This window comes from Patescibacteria group bacterium, from assembly GCA_041659765.1.
Taxonomy (GTDB): domain Bacteria; phylum Patescibacteriota; class Patescibacteriia; order UBA9934; family UBA9934; genus JAGORL01.
This window is the reverse complement of record JBAZXR010000001.1, coordinates 795,805-816,194: the sequence shown is the minus strand read 5'-3', so window position 1 is coordinate 816,194 and position 20,390 is coordinate 795,805. Positions and strand designations below refer to the sequence as shown.

Genomic DNA, 20,390 nt, shown 5'->3' with positions numbered 1-20,390 from the left:
TATGACCAGGCTTTTGGCGATTGTGACAACCACGGGGCTCTCCCAGGCCGGCGGTAACGCCGGATATACGGTTTCGCAAACCTTGCCTCAGCTGATTGGTGTCATTATCAGTGCGGTCTTTGGTATCTTGGGAGTTGTTTTTCTTATACTTGTGGTCTACGCCGGTTTTATCTGGATGACCTCTGCGGGGAATTCAAAGTTAGTGGATAGAGCTAAGGGTATGCTAATCAGTGCAACCGTTGGTCTTGTTATCACTCTTTCGGCTTTCGCTATTTCTTCGTTCATTATCAACGCACTACAGCAGTCGCAGTCGGCCACATCAGACTCGTCATACTCGGGAAGCCTTAGTCCTACTAGCACGCCGGGATGTATTCCACCCAATTGTTAGGCACGGGTGTGTATAGTTATTTCACATGAGTTATGGGCGATGTATACTTTATTCAACATTTAATATGTCTATGAACAAATTCAAAAAGTTTGCCTTCGGTGCTGGTTTGGCCGCAATGACATTGTTACCATCCGTGCTTACGGTGCATGCAATTAACTTAAACGATAACCTTGATGCCGTCGGTACCAGCTCTGGTCAACAGAAGCAGGATTTAACTCAGACTGTTGGATCGCTAATCCAAACTTTCTTGGGCATCCTCGGTATCGTGTTCTTGGTTCTGACCATCTACGCCGGTTTCACTTGGATGACGGCCGCTGGTGACTCTAAGAAAGTTGATTCCGCAAAGAACATTTTGATCTCGGCAGTGGTTGGTCTAGTGGTTCTCCTCTCAGCTTACGCCATCAGCAGTTTCGTGATCGATAACCTCAGTAAGGCTACGGGCAACGTCTAAGACTAAAAAAACCGCCTTCGGGCGGTTTTTTGTTTGTGTAAAGCAAAACGCCGATCCAGGGGATGTTCCCAAGGACCGGCGCAGATGTAGCTGAACTGCTTTAGTGCGGGCAGTTCGTGTACTGGAAGTTGAAGACCGGGAGTCCGTTGCTCCACAGTTCACTGTCACTCGCCGAGTTGAACTCAACGGTGGAGCAGGTGAAGGCGAGCGGGGCCGTCTTCGTCAGACCGCCAATGCTGCCGTTCAACGCAACCACGGGAACGTCCGTGGTGGCGTCGATTGTGACATCGGTGATGTGCCAGTCTCGCGGCACCGTGTACCCCGACCCGGAGATCGTGACGATCGGCGTCGGGAGAAACATCCAGTAGTGACCGATGGTCGTGTTGCCGGTGTTCTGGTCCTTCTTCCGCTGGGGGATACAGGGCAGGAACCGGCCGTCCGACTTGTAGAAGCCAATGACCGCGAGATTCATTCCGAAGGCTTCCACGACCTTCGGTTTGGAGACCCCGGAGATGTTCGGCACGATGCACCCGGGGGTGTCATTCGTGATCTCTACCAGGCCGTCCGCGGCCGTACAGTTGGGCGGACGCCAGGTGAGGATGACGCCCACGGGCACGGGAACGTCTCCGTTCACGCAGCCCAGGGACGCGATGTCCGCGGCGTGTGGCAGGACGCGGCTGTCCTCCGCGCGGGCCATGCCCGTGAAGAAGACAATCATGAACTGCATGACCATGAGAAAGGAACGCATGTGAATTACCTCCGAACAGGGACTTGTGAGTGGCCAACGGAAAATTCCGTTCGTCACTCAGTAGATCCGGTCTCCTCAAACACACTTGCGTGTATTTGAGGAGACCAGTCACGTGTTCCTAGTAGCCGGGCCACCAGGACTCATCGGCGAGCGGGGCCAGCCTGTCGATCTCGGCTTGCTTCGCCTTGAGCTCGGCTTCCTGGACCGAGACCTGGCCCTGCAGACCGCCCACCTGTGTCCGCAGGCTGGCGCTCTGTTCGTCCGCCTTTTGCAGGTCGGATTGGAGCTCGGTCGAGTTCACCGTCGCGGTGGTGGCGCTGGTCGACGAGGTCGACTGCGTCGTCTGTCCGACCAGGCCACCGGAGTACCCGCCGTTGCCGTCCAGTGCGTTCAGCGTGTCGAACGCCGTAAACGACTGTCCGACCCGGCGATCGTAGAAGCTGTAGCCACCGCCGGCCGGCAGGTTGTCAAACTCCGCGGCAATGGCGGCGGGCTTGTCACCCGTGACCACCATGTCACCGCGGGCGTAGGTCGCCACGCCGTGCTCGATGCCCTGGAGGGACACCTCGCGCCGGGTGTTGGCGTCGATCACGCCGATCGTGCGGTCACTTTCGACTTCCTGGCGGCGCGTGACCGCGTCGATGCGATCAACGTCGACCTGGCCGTCCACCAGGGCGCGGTCCGTGGCGATGCTCGCCATGGCCTCCTGGTGATCAGCGCACAGCTCCGCGTACGGGAGCATGGTGCCGGCGCGGATGCGCCCGACCACACTCACGCCGTCCGGGCACACGCTGACCACCGCCGGGCGACTGCCGAGCGTGGCGCGGGGGACGTAGACGGAGTCACCAGCGTTGGCGCTGGAAACGAACAAGGACAGGATAAGGGTCAACATTAGTCACCTCACATTGGGTTTTCTCAAGCGTCTGAGCACGTTTCAGGGACCTTCCCCGATCGTTACTCAACTAACAATAATAGCATAAAAAAGGGGTTTTGTCAATGTTTTTAGTGAAAAAGACCAATAAAACATGAAATCTAATACCTTAAACCATTGACTTTCTTGGTCGTTTCAGTTAAACTCATTTGTCCTTTTACAACCGAAAAACAACTGAATTGGGGCAAGCCTGCCCCTGGAGGAAACATCAATGTCTACTGCATCTGCTACCCCTGATCCGGCCAAGACTCCTGAACTGCCCAAGCCGGTGGTTCTGAAGGAAGGCCAGAAGCGCGCCCTCCTGGCGTGGACTGAGATCTTCATGCTCCGTAACAACGAGCAGGAAGAGATCATTGAACGCCCCAAAGAGCGGCGTCAGCTCCGCCGGGCCATTCTGGCCTTGACGGAAGGCGCTCAGCCGTACGGCAAATTGCCGGACATGACTGAGGCGCGTGCCGACCTGGCGCACGATCACGCGGTCCGTTTGACCCGAGTGATCGATCCTGATCCGACTGCTCGGCCGAGCAAGGCCGAGCGGGAAGAGTCCACCATGTTCCTGCACGGTGTGCTCGATGAGTTGGCTCCGTTTCTGGAGGCAGCGCTCGACGAAGGGTTCAAGAACGTCCCGATGGCTGAGCAGGCTTCGCTCGAGATGAAGGACTGGATTGATGACAACGTGGTGACCAACGGCATGAAGGCCAAGGTGGAGTGGGCCAAACACACCATCTTTGGCGCTCCGGCCAGTGTGCCGGCCAAGGTTGCTCCGTCTACCGGCAAATGGTGGTGGGTGGCGGCTATTGCGACGCTCGTCGTTGTGGGCGCCCCTCTCTGCGTGACTGGCGTCGTGGCTTACCTCGCCTTCCGCACTGGTCGAACCAGCTCGGAAGGAAAGAAGAAGAAGTTCAGCTTGACCCAGGCCTTCGGTCAGCTCCTCAAAGCGTCTAGCCTCACGGTTGGCGTGATTGTGCTGGCGACCTGGCTTAGGCCGGGCTTCAGCCCCTTGGCCTTTTGGGGCGATGTCAGCTTCTTCGCCGTTTGGGCTTCCATCTTCTTCGTCCTCGTGGATGATCCGTGGACGGTGCAGGTGAAGGACATCTACGTCGGCGAAGACGGAAAGAAGGTGGTGTTGCCCACGGCTCACGATGAGCCGAAAGCAAAGCCAGCCGCTAAAGACGCTCATGGTCACGCTAAGGAAGCCTCACCCTCGGCAGGAGCCAGCACGGCCCACCTGATCGAGGAACGGCAGAACAAGCAGTACCTGACCGTTCAGGGCGAGACCCGGGCGGCCAACCTGAAGGTTTCAATGGGCGCGACGCTCGTTGGGCTTGCGGTGAACGTTTTTTGGGCCATGACCGGTGAGGTGGTCCTGGACAAGGGGCTCTTCGTGGCGGCGTGGTTCTTTCTCCTGACCATCCTGACGGTCGCTCAGTACTTCAATGGTTACATTCTGCCAGTACTCGTGCAGGACCTGATCACTGCTCTGCTCGGCGGTTCCCCGAAGGCCATTGTGGGGATGGCTGGTGTGGCGCTCTTCTTTGCCTTGTTCTTCAGCCAGGCCGGACAGCGTAAGCTGGTGGGCAACCTGCACGCGTACACGGACAACATGCTGGAAGCGGATTCCGGACGGAACACTTACAGCCTGTCGTCTGGAGGGCTCCCGCTGATTGCGCGGTCACAGGCACAAAGCCTGTGCCTGGCAGACAAAGTGCAGATGGAGAACGACCGGCCGGGCTACTGTGCTCGGCACCCGGAGTTCAAGACCTGTACCTGTGACTAGGTGACTCGTAATGGCCGGTGTGCGGTGGGTTTCAAACCCACTGTGCGCCGGTCGCTTTTTTTACGAGAGATATTTGGTGGGGTATGCTTACTCATATATGTCAGCCCTCGCTAAGAATTCGGCCTTACAGATTGGAGGCAAGTTATTTGGAACAATCTTTGGCCTAGCCACCTTTTATTTACTGCTCAATTATTTTGGGACGGAGGGCTACGGTTTGCTGACTACCGCCATGACTCATGTGGCGATTTTTGGCGTGATTGTCGATTTCGGTCTGACGTTGACCACGACGCAGATGATTTCGGAAAGGGGAGCAGATGAGGAGAAGATTCTCGGTAACTTGCTGACTCTGCGAGTGATCTCGGCTTTGGCCTTTATGGCGATTGCGCCAATAACGGCCATCTTTATTCCGGGTGTTCGTGAAGTGGTACTTTTGGTATGCATCGCCACGGGGTCATCTTTCTTTGCGTCAGTCGGTTCAACGTATATTGGCGTGTTTCAGAAAAGACTCGAGCTGGCGGCGCCGGTGATGGGGGAGATGTTGAACAGACTTATCGCCCTTACTTGGGTGATTGTCGCCGGCACGTTACATCTCTCACTTTTCGAAGCCTCGCTCGGATTTTTTGTGGGCGGATTTGTTCAGCTCGCCATCATGCTTTTAGGTACGGCGCGTTACGTGAAACTTCGTCCTCGGATGCAGTGGCACGTGTGGCGCGAGGTGCTTGTACGGAGTTGGCCGATTGGAATTTCCATCTTCTTTAATCTCCTATATTTGAAGGGAGATATTTTATTCATGGCCGTACTGCTTGACCCAGCTCGTCGTTTCATCGAGATCGGACAATATGGTTCAGCGTATAAGGTGGTGGATGTAATGACGATGATTCCAGTCACCTTCATGGGACTCATACTACCTATTTTGACGCTAGCCTGGAGCGAAAAGAATCGAGAGAAATTTGATCGCAATCTTCAGCACACGTTTGATATCTTCGCCTTGATCGCCATCCCATTTGCCGTCGGCGCTATCATGCTCGGCGTACCAGTTATGACTGCAGTAAAACCAGATCTGATTCTTGCTGGCCAAGTCTTGGCAGTGCTCGGTCCGGCTGCAGCCGTGGTGTTTTTCAACTCGCTTTACGGTCACGCCGTAGTAGCCGTAAAAAAGCAGAAGATCATGGTCTTGGCCTATCTTTTTGTGGCCGCGGTTGCCATCACGGGCTACGTCCTCTACATTCCCGTATACGGCGCCTGGGCAGCAGCCTGGGTGACGCTTTTCTCAGAATCGTTGATCGGTCTTTTCGCGTTCATTGTCGTGTCGAAGGCTACCAAGCGCCTGCCGAACCTCAAGATGACGGCCCGCGCGATTGTTTCGACGGCTGCGATGGCTGGAATTATCGGCTTGATCATGTCCCAAGTTGGGGAGTTCGATAATCCCTTGTTGACTGCCGCTACTGTTTTCGCTGGCATCGTCGTGTATGTTCTTGCCGTCATGGCACTCGGCGGACCAAGACCAAAGGCTATTGCTAAACTGTTCCTGCCGGAGAATCCTTCGAGCGGAATGTAGATAATTATGATGATTCTTGCCGTTCTCGTCCTTCTCTCTTTTGCATATCTTACCTATCGTGATTTCAAACTCGCGCTCGTAATTCTTTTGGCATTGTTGCCTACATACTTGATTCGTTTTTCGATCGGTCCTGTTCCGACAACACTGCTCGAGTGTCTCGTGCTCGTAATACTCGGTTTCTGGTTCTTCAAGGAGAAGGGGAGAATGCTCGAGTTCCTTCGCTCGCTGGGACCGTATAGGGTACCGATGCTTCTCCTCCTTGCATCTTCTTGTTTCGCGGTGGTTGTCGAACCTGACACCTTTGCCGCTCTCGGTATCTGGAAGGCCTATTTCATCGAGCCTTTCCTCTTATTCTTCGTCTTCCGTTCCACGTTCACCGCTAGAAAGGATTGGGAGCGCGCTTTCTTTGCACTCGGTGGGACCGTTGTTGCTCTGTCGCTCTTCGCCCTTGTTCAGCGAGCAACAGGCCTCGGCATCCCGGCGCCGTGGGACATCGAGTTGCGGGCCACGAGCTTCTTTGACTTCCCAAATGCCCTCGGCCTGTTCGTCGCGCCCATCGTGACCGCGGCGGTGGTATATGCCTCGTGCTTCGGCCATCCATTGGCGATGAATCGACGAATAACCGCAATCGTCATCGCAGTTTTTGGTCTTCTCGCATGTTTTTTGTCGCAGACCGAAGCAGTCTTCGTGGCGATCCCTTCAGCATTGTTGATCGTACTGATGTTTTCGACCGCGCCCCTGAAGATAAAGGCTTACATTGGTTCAGCAGTTTTGTTGATTGGGTTTGCCTGTTTCATGTTCGTGCCAACGGTTCACGAGAAGCTTTTACTTCAAGACATCAGCGGTCAGGCTCGCCTAGCCCAATGGCACGAGACGACAACGTACCTGAAGTCACACTGGCTGACCGGTGCAGGACTCGCCGGATACCCAACGGCCATCAAGCCGTATCATGACGGAAGAATCTTCGAGATTTTCCAGTACCCGCACAACATCCTCTTGAACTTCTGGGTCGAGCTCGGACTTCTGGGCGTTATCGCCCTTCTTGGCTTCATTGTCTCGACGAGCAGGGTTACACTCATGCGCCGGGGCGATGTCTTCACACTCATGGCCTTTGGTGCGCTTGCAACCATGGTGATCCATGGGCTTGTCGATGTGCCGTTCTTCAAGAATGATTTGGCCATCCTGACCGTAGCCATGCTGGCCATGACCCTTGCACCTCCTCCGACTCCTCCTTGGAAAGGAGGAGAGTAGCGAATGGGATGGTTGCGTTCCCCTCTTTCAAAGAGGGGCTCGCCCGAGTGGCTACGGGGGAGTCGGTGGCTCAGGGGTGGGGTATAATCAGAAAGTCTTATGCCTTCTCTTCTTAAAAGAGCCTGTTCGGGGTTTTTGTTGCTGGCAACGCTAGTTTTGGGCGTGCCACTCTCGGTTTCAGCAGCCTCGACAGCCCCGTATTCAGCTCTTCGAGTAACTACGACGGGAGGGGGAAACATTTCGATGACTCCAGGGGAAGTGAAGAACATCGCCATTTCTTTTCAAAATAAGGGGTCATCCACCTGGGCAAATGACGGCAAAGGTTACATTTCTATCTATACATACGGCCCAAAGTATCGCGCGAGCGTTTTTGATCCCGGCTCATGGTTGTCACCTTCACAGGTTAAGCGGATGATCGAAAGCTCGGTAAAACCGGGTGCTGTCAGTACATTTGCGTTCAATCTGAAGGCACCGAAGACTGTTGGAACGTACAAGGAGACCTTCGCCCTGGCCTCCCAAGACTTGGCTTGGGTCACGGGCGGGGAATTCACGTTGAATATTACGGTGGCGTCGAACGCGGGTGGATCGACGGGGGCGTCGACCCCTACAACGGCTGCGCCATCTTCATCCGGCATTGCAGGGTATTCGGCCTCGATCGTCACCCAATCCGCGACCAAGCTCAAGGTACTGGCGAAAAAGACGGTGTCTTTTTCCGTTGTTGTAAAGAATACTGGGACTGCCACTTGGAAAAACATCGGTTTGACGGCACCGGATGTCAGTATGGCCTCTGGGGCAAGTGATTTCCGCCATCTGAGCTGGCAGGGCCAGAAAGTCGCGATGCTTTCGCAGAAAGTTAAGCCAGGCGAGACGGCCGCCATGCAATTTTTCTTCACCGCGCCAAATGTTAATGGCTTGCAGACGGCCAAATTCCAAATCACGGCGGATGATCTGAGTATTCCGGGGATGTTCGTCGAGATTCCTGTGGAGGTCACGGGTGGTTCGGCGGAGGTTTTTTCCGCACCGGCCAACGAGAACGTGACACCGGTTCTACAACAAATCGACGAACCAACCATTCGCGTAGGCGTTCTAGTGGTCGACGAGGAGACTAAGGATGAGGTGGCAATCACTTCTTTCGAGAGTGATTTTGACCTGACTGATGAAACCGGAACTGTTCTAGGCTCATACCCAAAAGGGAAGGAGATTAGAGCGGCGTGGGACGGCTCGACGTATCTTTATAATGACGGCGCACATAAGAAGAGTGCTAAGCCTTTGCGATTCGTGCCAAAAACACCGAACGCGGTCATGACCATCACCAATTTTGATCGTCGAGTCACTCGTGGTACGTCTTTTGCTAATAACACGTTTCGCAATGTCCTCGAACTCAGGTGGAACTTGCCGAATGATCGGGTGTGGGTGATTAATGAGCTTCCTATCGAGCTTTACCTGCGAGGACTCGCCGAAACTTCAGACCTTTCACACCCCGAGTTCCAGAAAACGCTGATGACGGCCGCTAGAACCTACGCCTTTTATCACTGGACACACGCCTCAAAGCATAAGGCCGAGGGTTTCCACGTAGACGCTTACCGCGATCAGGTTTATTGGGGCTACGACCAGGAGGCGCGTACACCGAGAATTACTGCCGGCGTGCTCGCTACTCGCGGATTAATCGTTACTTACAATGGAGACACGGCTATTACCTCGTTCTTCTCACGTTCAGACGGTAGGACTCGCGATTGGTCAGAGGTCTGGGGCGGTAATGTGCCTTACGCCAAGTCTGTACCGGTTCCCTGTGATGTTGGTAAGACCCTTTGGGGCCACGGCGTAGGTATGTCCGCTTCCGGTGCCATCTGTATGGCTAAGGAGGGGAAGGATTGGCAGTCAATTCTCAAATACTTCTATACCGGTGTAGAAATCAATCCAAAGTGGCCATAAAAAAACGAGTCCCTTGCGGGACTCGTTTATTTTTCTACTACGATACCTGTATGTTCGTCCCGGTGCGTATGTTTCGTCTTACAGATTTCTACCATGCCAGTAATCTTTACCTTGATATCGTCCGGATTATCAATATTTTTAAATTGAAACCTATCCTTAGCGGCGGCCGTTTGGATGTAAACATCACCAAAAGTTAGAAATGTTTCTAAGACGCCTTTCATCTCGCTAGTAATATCTTGGATCTGGCGAAGGTGGAGTTCAGACACGACGCGATTAAAAAGGCCAAGTTGCTCGGTGTTGATTACCCGTTCTGTGGTCACAATCCAGACGTCCAACCAGTAATCGGTCATTTCTGTAACGCTGAGCATGAATACCATGAAGAAATAACCAAGGAAAAGCACGCTGGCTAGCGGTCCCCAGAGCGGGTCAGCAAAGACATCCGTCTGAGTTATTGAAAAGAAGATGAGGATAGTTACTGGAATGACTAGGAGCATGGCGGAAAAGAAGAACATGCGGACCACGTCTATCCAGTGGCGGCGGAGCATCAGAACAGTCTTCTCTTCCGGTTCACTATTAGGCAATTCTTCTAAGCGCATCATAGGCCGAAGTTATTGGCGGGCGAATTGTTCAGGTGCAAAATGGCTGCCGGGTCAATCTGTTGGTTCCAGTTGTACCCGCTCAAGAGCAGCATGCTGATGAGCAAGAGAAAGGCAAAACCAATGACGTAGATGGTGACTAGAGCGAATGTGCTAGTAGATTCAATGCCAAACTTGAGGATATGATAGACGTTAAAGAACAGGAACAGCCCGGCAATTAAGGCGAGAATGACAAAAGGAATCAGGAAATACGCTACTGGGAAGGACATAGATGAGCCAATTGTAGCATGAAGGAACATTTAATCTTATTTCGACAACTTCAAGTGTTCGTAGGCGCGAGAAGTGGCCATTCGACCTCGAGGTGTGCGTTCGAGAAACCCAAGTTGGAGCAGGAAGGGCTCGTAGATTTCCTCTATCGTTTCAGTTTCTTCTTGGGTAGCTGCGGCGAGGGTGCCGAGACCAACCGGCCCTCCGTTAAATTTCTCGATCAGCGTCTTTAGGAGGTGTCGATCAACGTTGTCGAGGCCGAGCGGGTCAATGGAAAGCATGGTGAGCGCGTCATTTGCCACCGCTTCAGTGATAGAGCCGTCATGTTTGATTTGGGCGAAGTCGCGGACTCGTTTCAAAAGGCGATTTGCAATACGAGGCGTGCGTCGTGCGCGGTCCGCAATGGCTTTAGCGGCGGGGGAGTCGATGCTCACTTCGAGAATACCCGCCGAGCGAGCCACAATCCGTGCCATGTCCTCTTCATTGTAGAAGTTGAGATGAAACGTTGAACCAAACCGGTCGCGTAAGGGTGAGGAGAGGAGCGATAGTCTCGTCGTCGCACCGATAATTGTGAAAGGTTCGAGTCCGAGACGTAGTGTCCGCGCCGATGGCCCTTTGCCGACCACGAGATCGAGCGCGTAATCCTCCATGGCCGGGTACAGTACTTCTTCGATAGTTTTATTCATCCGGTGGATCTCGTCGATGAACAGCACGTCGCCTTTTGCGAGGTTCGATAAAATAGCCGCCAGGTCGCCGACTCTTTCAAGTGCAGGTCCGCTCGTAATACGTACATTCGCGCCCATCTCGCGCGCAATGATATGGGCGAGGGTGGTTTTGCCGAGTCCAGGGTTTCCGTACAGGAGAATATGTTCGAGCGGTTCGCTGCGCTTCATGGCGGCCTCGATAAAAATACCAAGGTTCGTTTTCAGTTCATCTTGTCCAATGAAATCCGAAAGCCGCTCAGGGCGCAGACCGAGTTCAATTTTCTGTTCTTCCTCGACAGCTTCTGGAGCTACCGCTCGGGGTTCCTCGGCGTCTATTTCGATCATACTGATTGCAGTTTACTCCAGTTTTCCAGACGGGGTGTGGGGATAAGCTATTGAAGGCGCTACTCTGAAAGCGGTACATTTCATGCGAATTTATTTATTTACTAAGCAAATATTATGGCAGGAGAAGGCGGGCACAGCTATGAGGCAGAGGCAGACAAGCTAGCTAGAGAGTTGCAGGCTAAAAGAGAGGCAGCGGAAGCAAAAGAGCAGCACGCCCAAATGGCACCAGAATATGGTGATTCGGACGAGCGTCCAGGTTTTGTGGCAGGCGAGCTATCCTCCAAGAGCGATGAGGAAACCGGTCCGGCGGTATTTGATGAATCATCCGCTGAGAATAAGGCACTAATCGATGCAGAAACAGATCGTGACGCAGCCAGACTTCAGGCCAAGCTGGTGGCTGAACACGCCATGGAGCAGGCAGCTAAAGAAGCAGCTGCGGCTGGAACTGGGGTTCAGAAACAGGGCTAAGAAGTTTATTAAAAATTGCCCCGCTCTGCTGAGTGGGGCCTTTCGATTTCCCGTCTTCTAGACGTCGAGCTGAGATTCGATGCACAGGTACACGAACATGATGATTGTCCTGGCGTCGAGTCCAGTCTTGGATGCTCTGAAGGCGGACAGTTCAATGCCAGCGGGACACATGTGCCGATCGCACGGCTGCCCGAATAGCATGTCTTGCCTTTCTAGCCTTCTTGGTGCGCCGATCAAATGTCGGAGCATTTCATACCGCTGATCTTTGACTTCAAGGAGCCTGTTGGCGGACACATCCTGTAGTTCCAGCTCGTCCTGCCTAGCCTCGAGCGCCTCGATCAACAGTACCGCCTGTGCTTGATCGAGCGCCTTGTTTGTTAGGCTCTTTTCAATCAGCACTTGGACATGCGCCCCAAGGTTGGGCCACTCCATTCTGAGCTGGGTAGTGAGCCGGTGGGCAATATTGCCCGGGTGCTCGGCTGGTGGCGACGGCCGGTGAATATCCTTGTACTCCTTCACTTCGCCAGAGCCCTCCGTTCTGCCGGTGTTCTTACCGGTAAAACGATCACTTGCATTGATAACCTGACCACGAGGTGATTGGGACATGCATGCCTCCTTGCATGTGATTAAACTAGCAGTTTTTATGCTTTTTGTCAATGGTTAGCGGAGTTTTGAACTTGTGGTTTTTCTGGTATTTTGGTAGTATTTCCGGCATGCCGGGATGGCGAAGTTGGTATACGCGGCAGACTTAAGATCTGCTTCCAGAAATGGATCGTGGGTTCGAGTCCCACTCCCGGTACCAGAAAACCGAGCTTTAACGCCCGGTTTTTTGTATTGAAACATTCTGCTTATCTTGGTAAATTTCCCGCGCTTCTTTAACAATCGCTTCGGGAGGAGTCATGAAAAGCGTTGAGCGGTTTTTGAAGTCGGGCTTTGTGGGGGCTCAGATTGATCTTTTGTCACCGCGTTTTCCCAAGTCGGATGCCCTGTTGGCCACGATTACGGAGGTGCGCCGGTCCGTTGGACATGGTGGGCTGACCGAGCTCGTGCTTGGCCCGGCGGGGCGTAAGGGCGGAAATGATTACTGGTCGCGTTGTACCTACCCGCCGGTCTTGGTACATCCGCGGATTAGTCGGAATCAAGACGACAGTTTGCTCGTCCACGGGCTCCGCAGGAACTTCACCGTGTACCAGCCAGATCATGCCAAGCACGTCGCGAACTTCGAGACTCTGCTTGCGAAGCCGAGTACGCTCAAGGAAGTGCTCGAAGATCCGCAGGGCGGAGTTATCGTCACCCTGCGCCATCGTGAGGCGGGTGATCGTCACCAGGTTTACGTGCAGTCATGTTCCGGTATTTTTATGCCTACGGCGGTCGGGGTGGTGGACGAGTGGGATTGGAACGAAGAGACTGAACCGCCATTTCGTGTCTTGCGGGTTCAAGTCGATCCCGTTGGCCGAGGGGAGATCAAGGTCGAGTGTTTGATGGAACTGGACGATAACGAAAACATCCTCCGCCGGTTTGAACCGTGTGAGGTGATGGGCGACGAAACAAGTTTCGTGAACGCCCTCAAAGAATCACTCCAGGCTGGGACCAGCGTCTAGGTTGACCGGTTAGTCTTGTCTAAGCTCTCAACCTCGCGGTTGGGAGCGTTTTTTTATTCTACCCCTGGATTGTATTGAAGTCCGGTACCTTCGCAGTGAGCCGAGTTATCGATTTTTCTGATGGTTGTGTTGATGTCATCGGTAATATAGCCGGATTTGAGTAGGGAAAGATTCCAGAGGCGCCAGTCATCAACTAACTGGCCGTTATACATTGGCTTGGAGCGACACGCGAAGCCAAGATAGTCGGTCGGATGTTCCAATCTAATCTTGCCGGTGACTGTGAGCATGAGTGCATTGAGGAGTGCCGGATCGGCATCGGTCGACAAGTCTGCGATTTGTTTTAAGTCGATCGCTTTACCTGTTTCTGCGCGCTTCACATTAAAATTAGCGGCCATGGCGTCTGGTCCGCTCATGGAGAACATGAGTCCACAGATGCCGAGGGCAACCAGGCCACGCTCGACAAAGTGCGCTTGCGATTCGCGCTGAATAATATTGCCGAGCAAGAGCAGGAAGAGCACGCCAAGGGTGCCAATAGTCGCCATCGCGAGCAGGCGTTCAGGCGTGAAGCCGTAGGTGTCGATGTAGAGGTTTACACGCAGGAAAGCGGAGACTAGTACGAGCAAGGTTTCGACAATCAGCATCGAATGTAACACTAGGAGATGCTTCTTAGCATGTTCGCCGTGTACGTAGCGCAGGGTAAGGACGAGCGAGGCAACCAGAACGGCGACCACGATCAGCTGGTTAAATCCTTCGCGGGCGTACTCCGCATAGGTCATGTCGAGCGAGCGCATGGCTGCTTCACCGCCAAACATAGTCATGCCCTGTACTAAGAGGAAGAGCGCAAAAAGAGCGATCACGCCCGAGAGGACAACGGCACTTTCGGTTTCGCCCATGAAGGCGGGCACGTGCTTTTCGCGGGGAGCGATACGGTTCCAAAAAGCCGCGGCAAAGATGAGAGTTGAGAAGATAGCTACAAAGAGAATGAGAATTCCTTGAGTAAATGCTTCGCCTACGTCTGATAGATGTAGGAAATTGCCCAGATCTTTAAATGGCGCGTTCACATATGATTGGAAAACGGCGTCAGCTGAAGCGAATAGCGCAGTGAAGAGGATGAAGATCGGGATTAGAATAGCCACCCCAATCAGAATACGTTTTGTTTTGTCAGAGGCTGATACTTTGAACGATAAATCGGCAAAGATAGGAAGCTGCGAGAAAACGTTTACAATGAGTGGTACGTAGATTGCGAACAACTCAAACGGATGACGGAAGCGGGCATCTTCACCAGTTAGGAAGGTGACGAACAGGATGTTTGAGACTAATAGGCCGATGACGGCCACCGATAGACCAATTTCTGAGTTCCACAGCATGAACGGCAAGGAAAAACCGAGTGAGAGGACGGCGCTGACGTGGGCACTGGTTGGCAACTTGTGATGAGTGAGTTGGGCTAGGGCGTAAGCAATGGCCAGGAAGGAGATTTCCATGAGGAGAACGTTGATCCCAACGCCGAAGGCTTTATAGAACAGTACGTCCACAATTACCCCAAACAGCAGAGAAAAAAGCGCTATCTTCAGTGAATTTTTCATAGATGTTCTCTAATAGTAGTACACTTCCAGGCGTATGCAAGCGCATGATCCAAAATATCGCCCGAACGCCGCCATTATCGTCACGGACGGAAAAGGCCATGTTCTCCTCTGTGAACGCAATGATTTGAAGTACGAAGGTACCTGGCAAACGCCTCAGGGAGGAATTGACCCTGGGGAAACCGCTCGCCAAGCCGCCGAGCGTGAACTGGGCGAAGAACTCGGTCTTGCACCTGAGGAATTTGAGATTATTGGCGAGTCTTCCAAGAAGCACCGCTATGAATGGACCGAGGCTTATCAGTTGGTGAATCCTTTTCGAGCCTTTGTGGGACAAGAACAACAGTTTTTCTTGGCTCAGGTTCATCTCGGGGCGCAATTTTATTTGGACACTGCCGGCCACGGAGAGTTCAGACAAGTAAAGTGGGGAAGTCCAGCCGACTTGGTCAAATATTGCTGGGAAGCAAAACGCCCCGGGATAGAGGCGTCGCTCAAAGAATTTGGGTTGTTGGGTTAGGTAGTTCGAAGTTAGTCATTGGTGGTAAGATGTCTTCAATATGAAGAGAGAAATTGAGTTTGATTTGGGTACTCGCAAGAAAACCGAGCACACAACTGAGGCGAATACAGAAGCGATGGAGACATTGAAAAAGCATAACTCGCGTAGCGTAGGTACGTTTCAGTTAGAAAATCTAACTCAGGCAGTGGAATGGAATCGGAGGATGGAGGCCGGGTTAGAGAAGGTGCGTGGCGCCATGGCTCTGCTTGATGACGGATCAGAAGAGGGGCAAGCGGTGAAACGAAGGATGGAGACAATTTCCGTGGCGCATGAGAAAAGTGCAAGAGATCTCCTTGCGATGCAGGCGGGAATTGCTGGATTTTATTCCTCCATCATTGAGCGTAGAAAGCTGGAACTTCCAAGCGGCAGACATGCGATCTCATCTTCTTTTGTGGAGCTATCTCGTCGATGTGATGAAATTTGGGCTAGCAATGACTCGTTTCGTACCGAGATGGAACGGCTCGACATTACTAACACTGAACGTTTTATCGAGGTATTAGGTGAAAAGGAATTGCCGTTAAATATTCTTCAGGCATTTCTCAAGGCAGAAAAACAACGATTTGAAGCAGAACAGTCTGAGATGCGTGAGGCGGTATCACCGATTGTCGAGGAATTCCAGACCGCGATCACCTCCGAGAGGGCTGGAAAGTACGTGAACATATCTCCAGAAGTCTTGGAGCGTCGTATTAAGGGCGTAGATGTTGTATTACTTGATAGTCTTGATCCCGCCCATGATTGGAAGGCCGGTCATTATTATGCGAGAGAATTTGGCATTCGCAGTGATGAGTACGGGAACTCAAAGAAATCACTAGATGGGCGGGCTTCGTTGCATCACATCGTATTTCACGAGCTAGTGCACGTTACCGACGGCATGAACTTCTTGCAGACCACAACGGAATACACGGATCCCTATTTGGCCGACCTCTTTTCTCCAGCCGTTTCGGTGCGTCAGCAAAAAACTGGTCTCAGTTTTGATCGTTCCACCACCACTTCTATCAATGAAGCAAGGGTGGAATTATTAGCAGCTTTTCTTGAGGGTGTTACGCCGGTGATGTATGCGGCGGAGCGTATGGCTTTTTGGGAACTCGTTGATGCGGGCGTGAGCCTTGAGACGATTTATGCTGCTGCCTCTGAGAATCCGGATGTCTATGCACCAGCAGGGGAAAAAGCGCCAAAATTTGGAAAGCTGGCTCAAGAGATGAGTCAGTTTTACGGAGGTCCAGGAGCCCTCAAACGATTCACCGACCGTGTCGCAAAAATAAAAACTGATCCAAAATTGATCACCCAGTCTTTTCGGAATCAAAGAGTATTGCCGGCTTGAGGGTAACGATCTCGCGGAGGAGGTTATCGACTGAGTTCGAGCACTCCCGTCGTCACCCCGAGCGCATCCAGCATTTCTTGCTTCTTGGTTCCCGTTGCTGGGGTCATTTGTCTTTTTTCGAGATACAACGGTTCGAATTTGAGCGTCAGCTTTTCGTTTTCGACGGTTAACCGAACCGCCATGCCCCGCTTCGTATCTTCCGACCAATCCTGGTCAAAGAGAAAATTGCCAAGCGAGTAAACGATCGGAACGTTCTTGTACGTTTCAACGGTTTCAATAATGTGCGGATGTGCGCCAATGATCGCGTCAGCTCCGGCATCGATAAACTGATGTGCCGCAAAAACTTGAGAACCCGACGGATCATGTTTGTACTCAACTCCCCAGTGTGGCATGACGATGACAAAGTTTCCCGCCGCTTTCTCTGTTTTGATTGCCTCGATCACGCCGTCGGTCTTCTCATTGAATTCGTGGTAGCCGATAAACGCAAAGTTCATTCCATTGATAGTTTTATGCGCTACGAATTTCTCGCTTTCCCAGGCATCGCCAAAGGGTGTAATACCGGCGTCGAGAATTGTCTGTCGAGTTAGCACTAGTGTGTCCCGACCGAAGTCATCCGCGTGGTTATTCGATAGTGATAAGAGGCCGAAACCCTGTTTTGCGAGCATGGACACGTTATCCGGAGTTGTATCAAAGTACATGACATTCGTTCCCTCGATATTTTGCTTTGCGCGAACTGTCCCTTCGAAGTTTCCAATCAATAAATCATTATTTGAAAGCAGATCGCCAACTTTTGCAAAAGGATAATCCTGGCCGTAGGTCGCAATGTATTGTTCAACATTTCTCGCCAGCATGATATCGCCCACGAATTGAATAGTCGCGGAGGTAGGGGTCGACCCATGCGTCGACCCTCCTTCAACGGATCGCGCCCCCGCCAGCGTCAGGTAATGTCTGGTCGGATTGGTTGCTCGGTATGTAACGCTCGTGAACGGGGGCACGACAAGAAACCCGGTTAAGACCGTGGTTCCGAGAAGCATGAGAAGTAAGGATGATTTCGGCGACATGACCGGTGAGCTTACTTGGTTGGCTCGATAAATTCAATACTTTTAACGAGACGCTCTATATTCACAGCAGGATCAGTAAAACCCTCTTTACCTAGGAGACGCTCGTCCGAGGCCGTGAACATATCGATGGTCACACCGTCAGTTGCGGTGTGAAACGAGGGGATGAGAAAAGTGGCGTTTGGGGGAGTAGTGAGTTTGGCCATCATGGTGGTTGGGCCTAGCGGAATGTTTTCACACTGGGCGGCTGCAAAACCGGCTGTCCAGGCGGGCATTGTTTTGGCTGCTTCTTTGAAGAGCGCGCAAACGTCAGGTTGCGCCATCCAGCGCGGATCCGGTTGTACATACCAAGAAAGATCGCCCCAATATCCGTTATGACCTACCGGCTCGGCGTACTCCCCAGCCATAAAGTACACGCGCTTGGGATCATTCGAGACTCCGCTTGGTGAGAACGAAAAGAACACTCCACCATCGCGCTTCTCGACCACCACTGTTCCATAGCTCTTCGGATAACCAAAACGGATACCAACGGCCGAGTTCTCGTAGAGCATAGCTTCAGTTCCTGGCAGTTGATGCGCAGGGCCGACGTTATAAACTAGGGTTTCAGGTGGAAGCGGAGGCGTTATTTTAGGCGAGCTGGGGAAGAGATTGATATAAAAAAGAAGCGACAGCCCGGCGAGTAATCCTAGGATCCCGAACAAAATAGAATAGCGTTGCATAGAGTTGTTACATCCATCATAACAAAATAAACGGACCGCCTGCAGGTGCAGAGCGGTCCAGAGGCTAGAGTCGGACGATAGATTCGTCGAGCCAGGCAGACACGAGTTCGAAGGACCTGTTGCTCGCGTGCACGTGGGGCCAGGCGAGGATGGCATTATCGAGACCTTCGCGGAAGCGGTTCATGACCTCCGTCTTCCACTTGCCGTCGGGCGTCACCTCGCAGCTCTGTCGGAATGCTACGAGACGGTCGAACTGGAGCTTTAGCTCGTCATTCCGGTGCGGACGGCGGGATACGGCCATCGCCGTTTCCAATCGCCACTGTGCCAGCTCGCGCTCTTTTTCTAGGTTGCCGAGAGACGCCTCGACCCAGTGCAAGCGTTTCTTGATCTCACGGTGATCTTGCTTCATCGCGGCATTGGTTGCCGCCTTGAGGTCATTCGCGCTTTTGCGGAACGCGTGGCGCCACTGAAGGTCGTGCGTGCGCCCGAGGATATCCACGAGCGGCGGCAACGATCCAAGGAGGGGTGCTGCCGACACCGGACCTCGATTGAGCATGTCGAGCACGCTCCGAACCGCGGTGAGCACCTTACGGAGATCCGATTCGTTCTTGCGGATTTCCTCCCAGAGAACCACTTTGCGCGGGTCGTATCGCTTACAAATTTCGCGGATATTCGCTGCACGCTGTTCGCCTTCCCGTGCGCTGCCGGACTGGCGGTTACCAGCAACGTTCGGATTCGTCCGCCCGAGGCTGTCGCGTACGGTGGCGGCCTGGAGCGTCCAGTCCCGCATCCGCACCTTGTGCTCGTCCGTCACGTCTTTCAGTTCGGCGGCGATTTCGAGAGATGTCTGCTCGTACTGCTTGCGTTGCGCCGGTTTCATGGTCTTCCAGTCGAACAGGAAGTAGCAAAGCTCCATGTTCTTCGCGCTAATGTCCTCGATCCGCCGGAGCTCGCCCTCCGTGGCGGTGACGTCATTCCAGCCGTAGGTTCCCATGGTGTGGAAACACGCACGGTAGGCATTATCAGCGTTGTCGTGGAGCTGGAACAAGCTTTGCTTCTTATTCCACATGAGGATCATGCCCTCTTTGAGCATGTAGCGGTGCACCTTCGCGGTGATGCGGAAGATACGCCCCGAGAGCAGGCACTCAATTGCGTCGTCGTGAATCTCGGTTCTCGGGTCGTGAACAGTGGGTAGTAACATCTGACCTCCCTCGGGCGTAGCCCATGATTGTTATGCCCTACGGGCGAGCCAAAAAGGACGGCCCGTTTATAGCGAAAAAAATGGCTAATGTCAACTATTTAGCAAAACAAAAAACCCTCGTTTCCGAGAGTTGTTTGTGGAGCGGCGGAAGGGACTCGAACCCTCGACCCTCTCCTTGGCAAGGAGATGTTCTACCACTGAACTACCGCCGCGTTTCGGCCAGTAGATTATCATGTGGCCTTTTTAGCGTCAAACAGCTGGAAGATTAGCGGTCTACAAGAAGACGTAGACGTGCCGTAGAGCGTTCTAGGACACTGATGCGTTCTTCGTGATCTCGAGATACGGGGTTTAGTCTATCAACGGCTATCTCTGTACGTTGGGCTGTTTCCGAAACGCTGTGAAGCAATGCATCGACCACCTTCAATTCGCCATGAATCTTGTGGAATTCATCACGCATTACCTGGAATTCCTCACGTATTACTTGGAATTCGTCACGCATAACGTGGAATTGCCCTCGGTTCTCTTGTTGGAAGCTATCAAGTTTTGTGAGGATTTCATTTTTTGTTGCGTCTTCCATAGATTTCAAATTATTAATTTGAGTATAGCACTCGGAAACGGGCCGGAAAATCCGGCCCGTTTCCTTAAGTAAATGCTAGACAGCGACTGGAGCAGCGGCCAGATTTCGTGGTCGTATACCTTCGATCGCTTGTTTCTTGAGAAGCCAGCTAATGCCTTGTTTGTTGCCACTCTTATACTGTTCTCGGGCAATTTCATTGATGAAGCTGTAGATCTCGTGGGCAATATCTTCCGGCATGTCGAATTTCACCATGAGAGTGTTATAGCGTTCTTCAAGAACGTCATACCATGTCTTCTTCGGAGCCTTGTTTGTATTTTCCATATGATAGTTATTATTTCGAGGTTGGGGTCGACCCATGCGTCGA

22 protein-coding genes and 2 tRNA genes are annotated in these 20,390 nt (G+C 52.8%); 11 read left to right on the top strand and 13 right to left on the bottom strand.

Translation table 11 applies throughout. The features are described from left to right. The first annotated feature begins 1 nt into the window (after nucleotide 1). Together WC813_04415 and WC813_04410 are read left to right on the top strand one after the other, a co-directional pair. The gene (locus WC813_04415) at nucleotides 2-388 is read left to right on the top strand and encodes a hypothetical protein (GenBank protein MFA5947233.1); all 387 of its coding nucleotides are present in this window, start codon (nucleotides 2-4) and stop codon (nucleotides 386-388) included. A gap of 70 nt (nucleotides 389-458) precedes the next feature. Continuing rightward, complete coding sequence (locus tag WC813_04410; protein ID MFA5947232.1) at nucleotides 459-839, top strand: hypothetical protein; 381 nt, start codon at nucleotides 459-461, stop codon at nucleotides 837-839. A 100-nt stretch (nucleotides 840-939) separates the two neighbouring features. On the opposite strand, the gene WC813_04405 is transcribed toward WC813_04410, so the two are convergent. Both WC813_04405 and WC813_04400 read right to left on the bottom strand, forming a co-directional pair. Continuing rightward, nucleotides 940-1,587 carry a hypothetical protein gene (locus WC813_04405; protein MFA5947231.1) on the bottom strand — a complete coding sequence of 216 codons (648 nt, stop codon included), beginning with the start codon at nucleotides 1,585-1,587 and terminating at the stop codon, nucleotides 940-942. 118 nt (nucleotides 1,588-1,705) lie between these two features. After that, nucleotides 1,706-2,479, bottom strand: a complete 774-nt coding sequence (locus WC813_04400) for a hypothetical protein (protein MFA5947230.1) — start codon at nucleotides 2,477-2,479, stop codon at nucleotides 1,706-1,708. Between the two features lie 250 nt (nucleotides 2,480-2,729). On the opposite strand from WC813_04400, the gene WC813_04395 reads away from it, so the two are divergent. The 4 genes from WC813_04395 (at nucleotide 2,730) to WC813_04380 (ending at nucleotide 9,036) form a co-directional block, all read left to right on the top strand. After that, entirely contained in the window at nucleotides 2,730-4,295 is a 1,566-nt protein-coding gene (locus tag WC813_04395) for a hypothetical protein (protein MFA5947229.1), read from the top strand. 97 nt (nucleotides 4,296-4,392) lie between these two features. Next, nucleotides 4,393-5,853 (top strand): flippase, encoded by a 1,461-nt coding sequence (locus WC813_04390; GenBank protein ID MFA5947228.1) that lies wholly within the window; start codon nucleotides 4,393-4,395, stop codon nucleotides 5,851-5,853. Between the two features lie 6 nt (nucleotides 5,854-5,859). Further along, nucleotides 5,860-7,104: an O-antigen ligase family protein gene (locus tag WC813_04385; protein MFA5947227.1), complete on the top strand. Its 1,245-nt coding sequence runs from the start codon at nucleotides 5,860-5,862 to the stop codon at nucleotides 7,102-7,104. 99 nt (nucleotides 7,105-7,203) lie between these two features. Then, nucleotides 7,204-9,036 carry a SpoIID/LytB domain-containing protein gene (locus WC813_04380; protein MFA5947226.1) on the top strand — a complete coding sequence of 611 codons (1,833 nt, stop codon included), beginning with the start codon at nucleotides 7,204-7,206 and terminating at the stop codon, nucleotides 9,034-9,036. Nucleotides 9,037-9,062: 26 nt separating this feature from the next. Here the strand turns inward: WC813_04380 and WC813_04375 are convergent, their stop codons facing one another. Genes WC813_04375 through ruvB form a run of 3 tightly spaced genes read right to left on the bottom strand, consistent with a single transcriptional unit; the run spans nucleotide 9,063 to nucleotide 10,948 of the window. After that, nucleotides 9,063-9,635, bottom strand: a complete 573-nt coding sequence (locus WC813_04375) for a PH domain-containing protein (protein ID MFA5947225.1) — start codon at nucleotides 9,633-9,635, stop codon at nucleotides 9,063-9,065. After that, the gene (locus WC813_04370) at nucleotides 9,632-9,901 is read right to left on the bottom strand and encodes a hypothetical protein (protein ID MFA5947224.1); all 270 of its coding nucleotides are present in this window, start codon (nucleotides 9,899-9,901) and stop codon (nucleotides 9,632-9,634) included. Before WC813_04370 ends, WC813_04375 begins: the two co-directional genes overlap by 4 nt. Before the next feature lie 36 nt (nucleotides 9,902-9,937). Then, entirely contained in the window at nucleotides 9,938-10,948 is a 1,011-nt protein-coding gene (ruvB, locus tag WC813_04365; protein MFA5947223.1) for a Holliday junction branch migration DNA helicase RuvB, read from the bottom strand. A gap of 114 nt (nucleotides 10,949-11,062) precedes the next feature. On the opposite strand from ruvB, the gene WC813_04360 reads away from it, so the two are divergent. Next, on the top strand, nucleotides 11,063-11,416 hold the full coding sequence (locus tag WC813_04360; protein ID MFA5947222.1) for a hypothetical protein: 354 nt from the start codon (nucleotides 11,063-11,065) through the stop codon (nucleotides 11,414-11,416). A 57-nt stretch (nucleotides 11,417-11,473) separates the two neighbouring features. Here WC813_04360 and WC813_04355 read toward each other — a convergent pair whose 3' ends face one another. Continuing rightward, entirely contained in the window at nucleotides 11,474-12,022 is a 549-nt protein-coding gene (locus WC813_04355; GenBank protein MFA5947221.1) for a hypothetical protein, read from the bottom strand. Between the two features lie 109 nt (nucleotides 12,023-12,131). On the opposite strand from WC813_04355, the gene WC813_04350 reads away from it, so the two are divergent. Both WC813_04350 and WC813_04345 read left to right on the top strand, forming a co-directional pair. Beyond that, nucleotides 12,132-12,218 (top strand) — tRNA-Leu (locus tag WC813_04350). Nucleotides 12,219-12,315: 97 nt separating this feature from the next. Beyond that, nucleotides 12,316-13,017, top strand: a complete 702-nt coding sequence (locus WC813_04345) for a hypothetical protein (GenBank protein MFA5947220.1) — start codon at nucleotides 12,316-12,318, stop codon at nucleotides 13,015-13,017. Between the two features lie 53 nt (nucleotides 13,018-13,070). Here the strand turns inward: WC813_04345 and WC813_04340 are convergent, their stop codons facing one another. Next, entirely contained in the window at nucleotides 13,071-14,600 is a 1,530-nt protein-coding gene (locus WC813_04340; GenBank protein ID MFA5947219.1) for a DUF4173 domain-containing protein, read from the bottom strand. A gap of 34 nt (nucleotides 14,601-14,634) precedes the next feature. On the opposite strand from WC813_04340, the gene WC813_04335 reads away from it, so the two are divergent. Both WC813_04335 and WC813_04330 read left to right on the top strand, forming a co-directional pair. Further along, nucleotides 14,635-15,111, top strand: a complete 477-nt coding sequence (locus tag WC813_04335) for an NUDIX domain-containing protein (protein ID MFA5947218.1) — start codon at nucleotides 14,635-14,637, stop codon at nucleotides 15,109-15,111. A gap of 40 nt (nucleotides 15,112-15,151) precedes the next feature. Then, nucleotides 15,152-16,471: a hypothetical protein gene (locus WC813_04330; protein MFA5947217.1), complete on the top strand. Its 1,320-nt coding sequence runs from the start codon at nucleotides 15,152-15,154 to the stop codon at nucleotides 16,469-16,471. 23 nt (nucleotides 16,472-16,494) lie between these two features. Here WC813_04330 and WC813_04325 read toward each other — a convergent pair whose 3' ends face one another. From WC813_04325 to WC813_04300, 6 genes are all read right to left on the bottom strand, one after another. After that, nucleotides 16,495-17,532, bottom strand: coding sequence for a CapA family protein (locus WC813_04325; protein ID MFA5947216.1), 1,038 nt, complete (start codon nucleotides 17,530-17,532; stop codon nucleotides 16,495-16,497). Nucleotides 17,533-17,543: 11 nt separating this feature from the next. Continuing rightward, the gene (locus tag WC813_04320; protein ID MFA5947215.1) at nucleotides 17,544-18,248 is read right to left on the bottom strand and encodes a hypothetical protein; all 705 of its coding nucleotides are present in this window, start codon (nucleotides 18,246-18,248) and stop codon (nucleotides 17,544-17,546) included. 64 nt (nucleotides 18,249-18,312) lie between these two features. Further along, nucleotides 18,313-19,449, bottom strand: coding sequence for a hypothetical protein (locus tag WC813_04315; protein ID MFA5947214.1), 1,137 nt, complete (start codon nucleotides 19,447-19,449; stop codon nucleotides 18,313-18,315). Between the two features lie 137 nt (nucleotides 19,450-19,586). After that, nucleotides 19,587-19,661 (bottom strand) — tRNA-Gly (locus tag WC813_04310). 53 nt (nucleotides 19,662-19,714) lie between these two features. Then, entirely contained in the window at nucleotides 19,715-20,026 is a 312-nt protein-coding gene (locus tag WC813_04305; GenBank protein MFA5947213.1) for a hypothetical protein, read from the bottom strand. Nucleotides 20,027-20,101: 75 nt separating this feature from the next. After that, the gene (locus WC813_04300; protein MFA5947212.1) at nucleotides 20,102-20,347 is read right to left on the bottom strand and encodes a hypothetical protein; all 246 of its coding nucleotides are present in this window, start codon (nucleotides 20,345-20,347) and stop codon (nucleotides 20,102-20,104) included. Nucleotides 20,348-20,390: the final 43 nt, after the last annotated feature.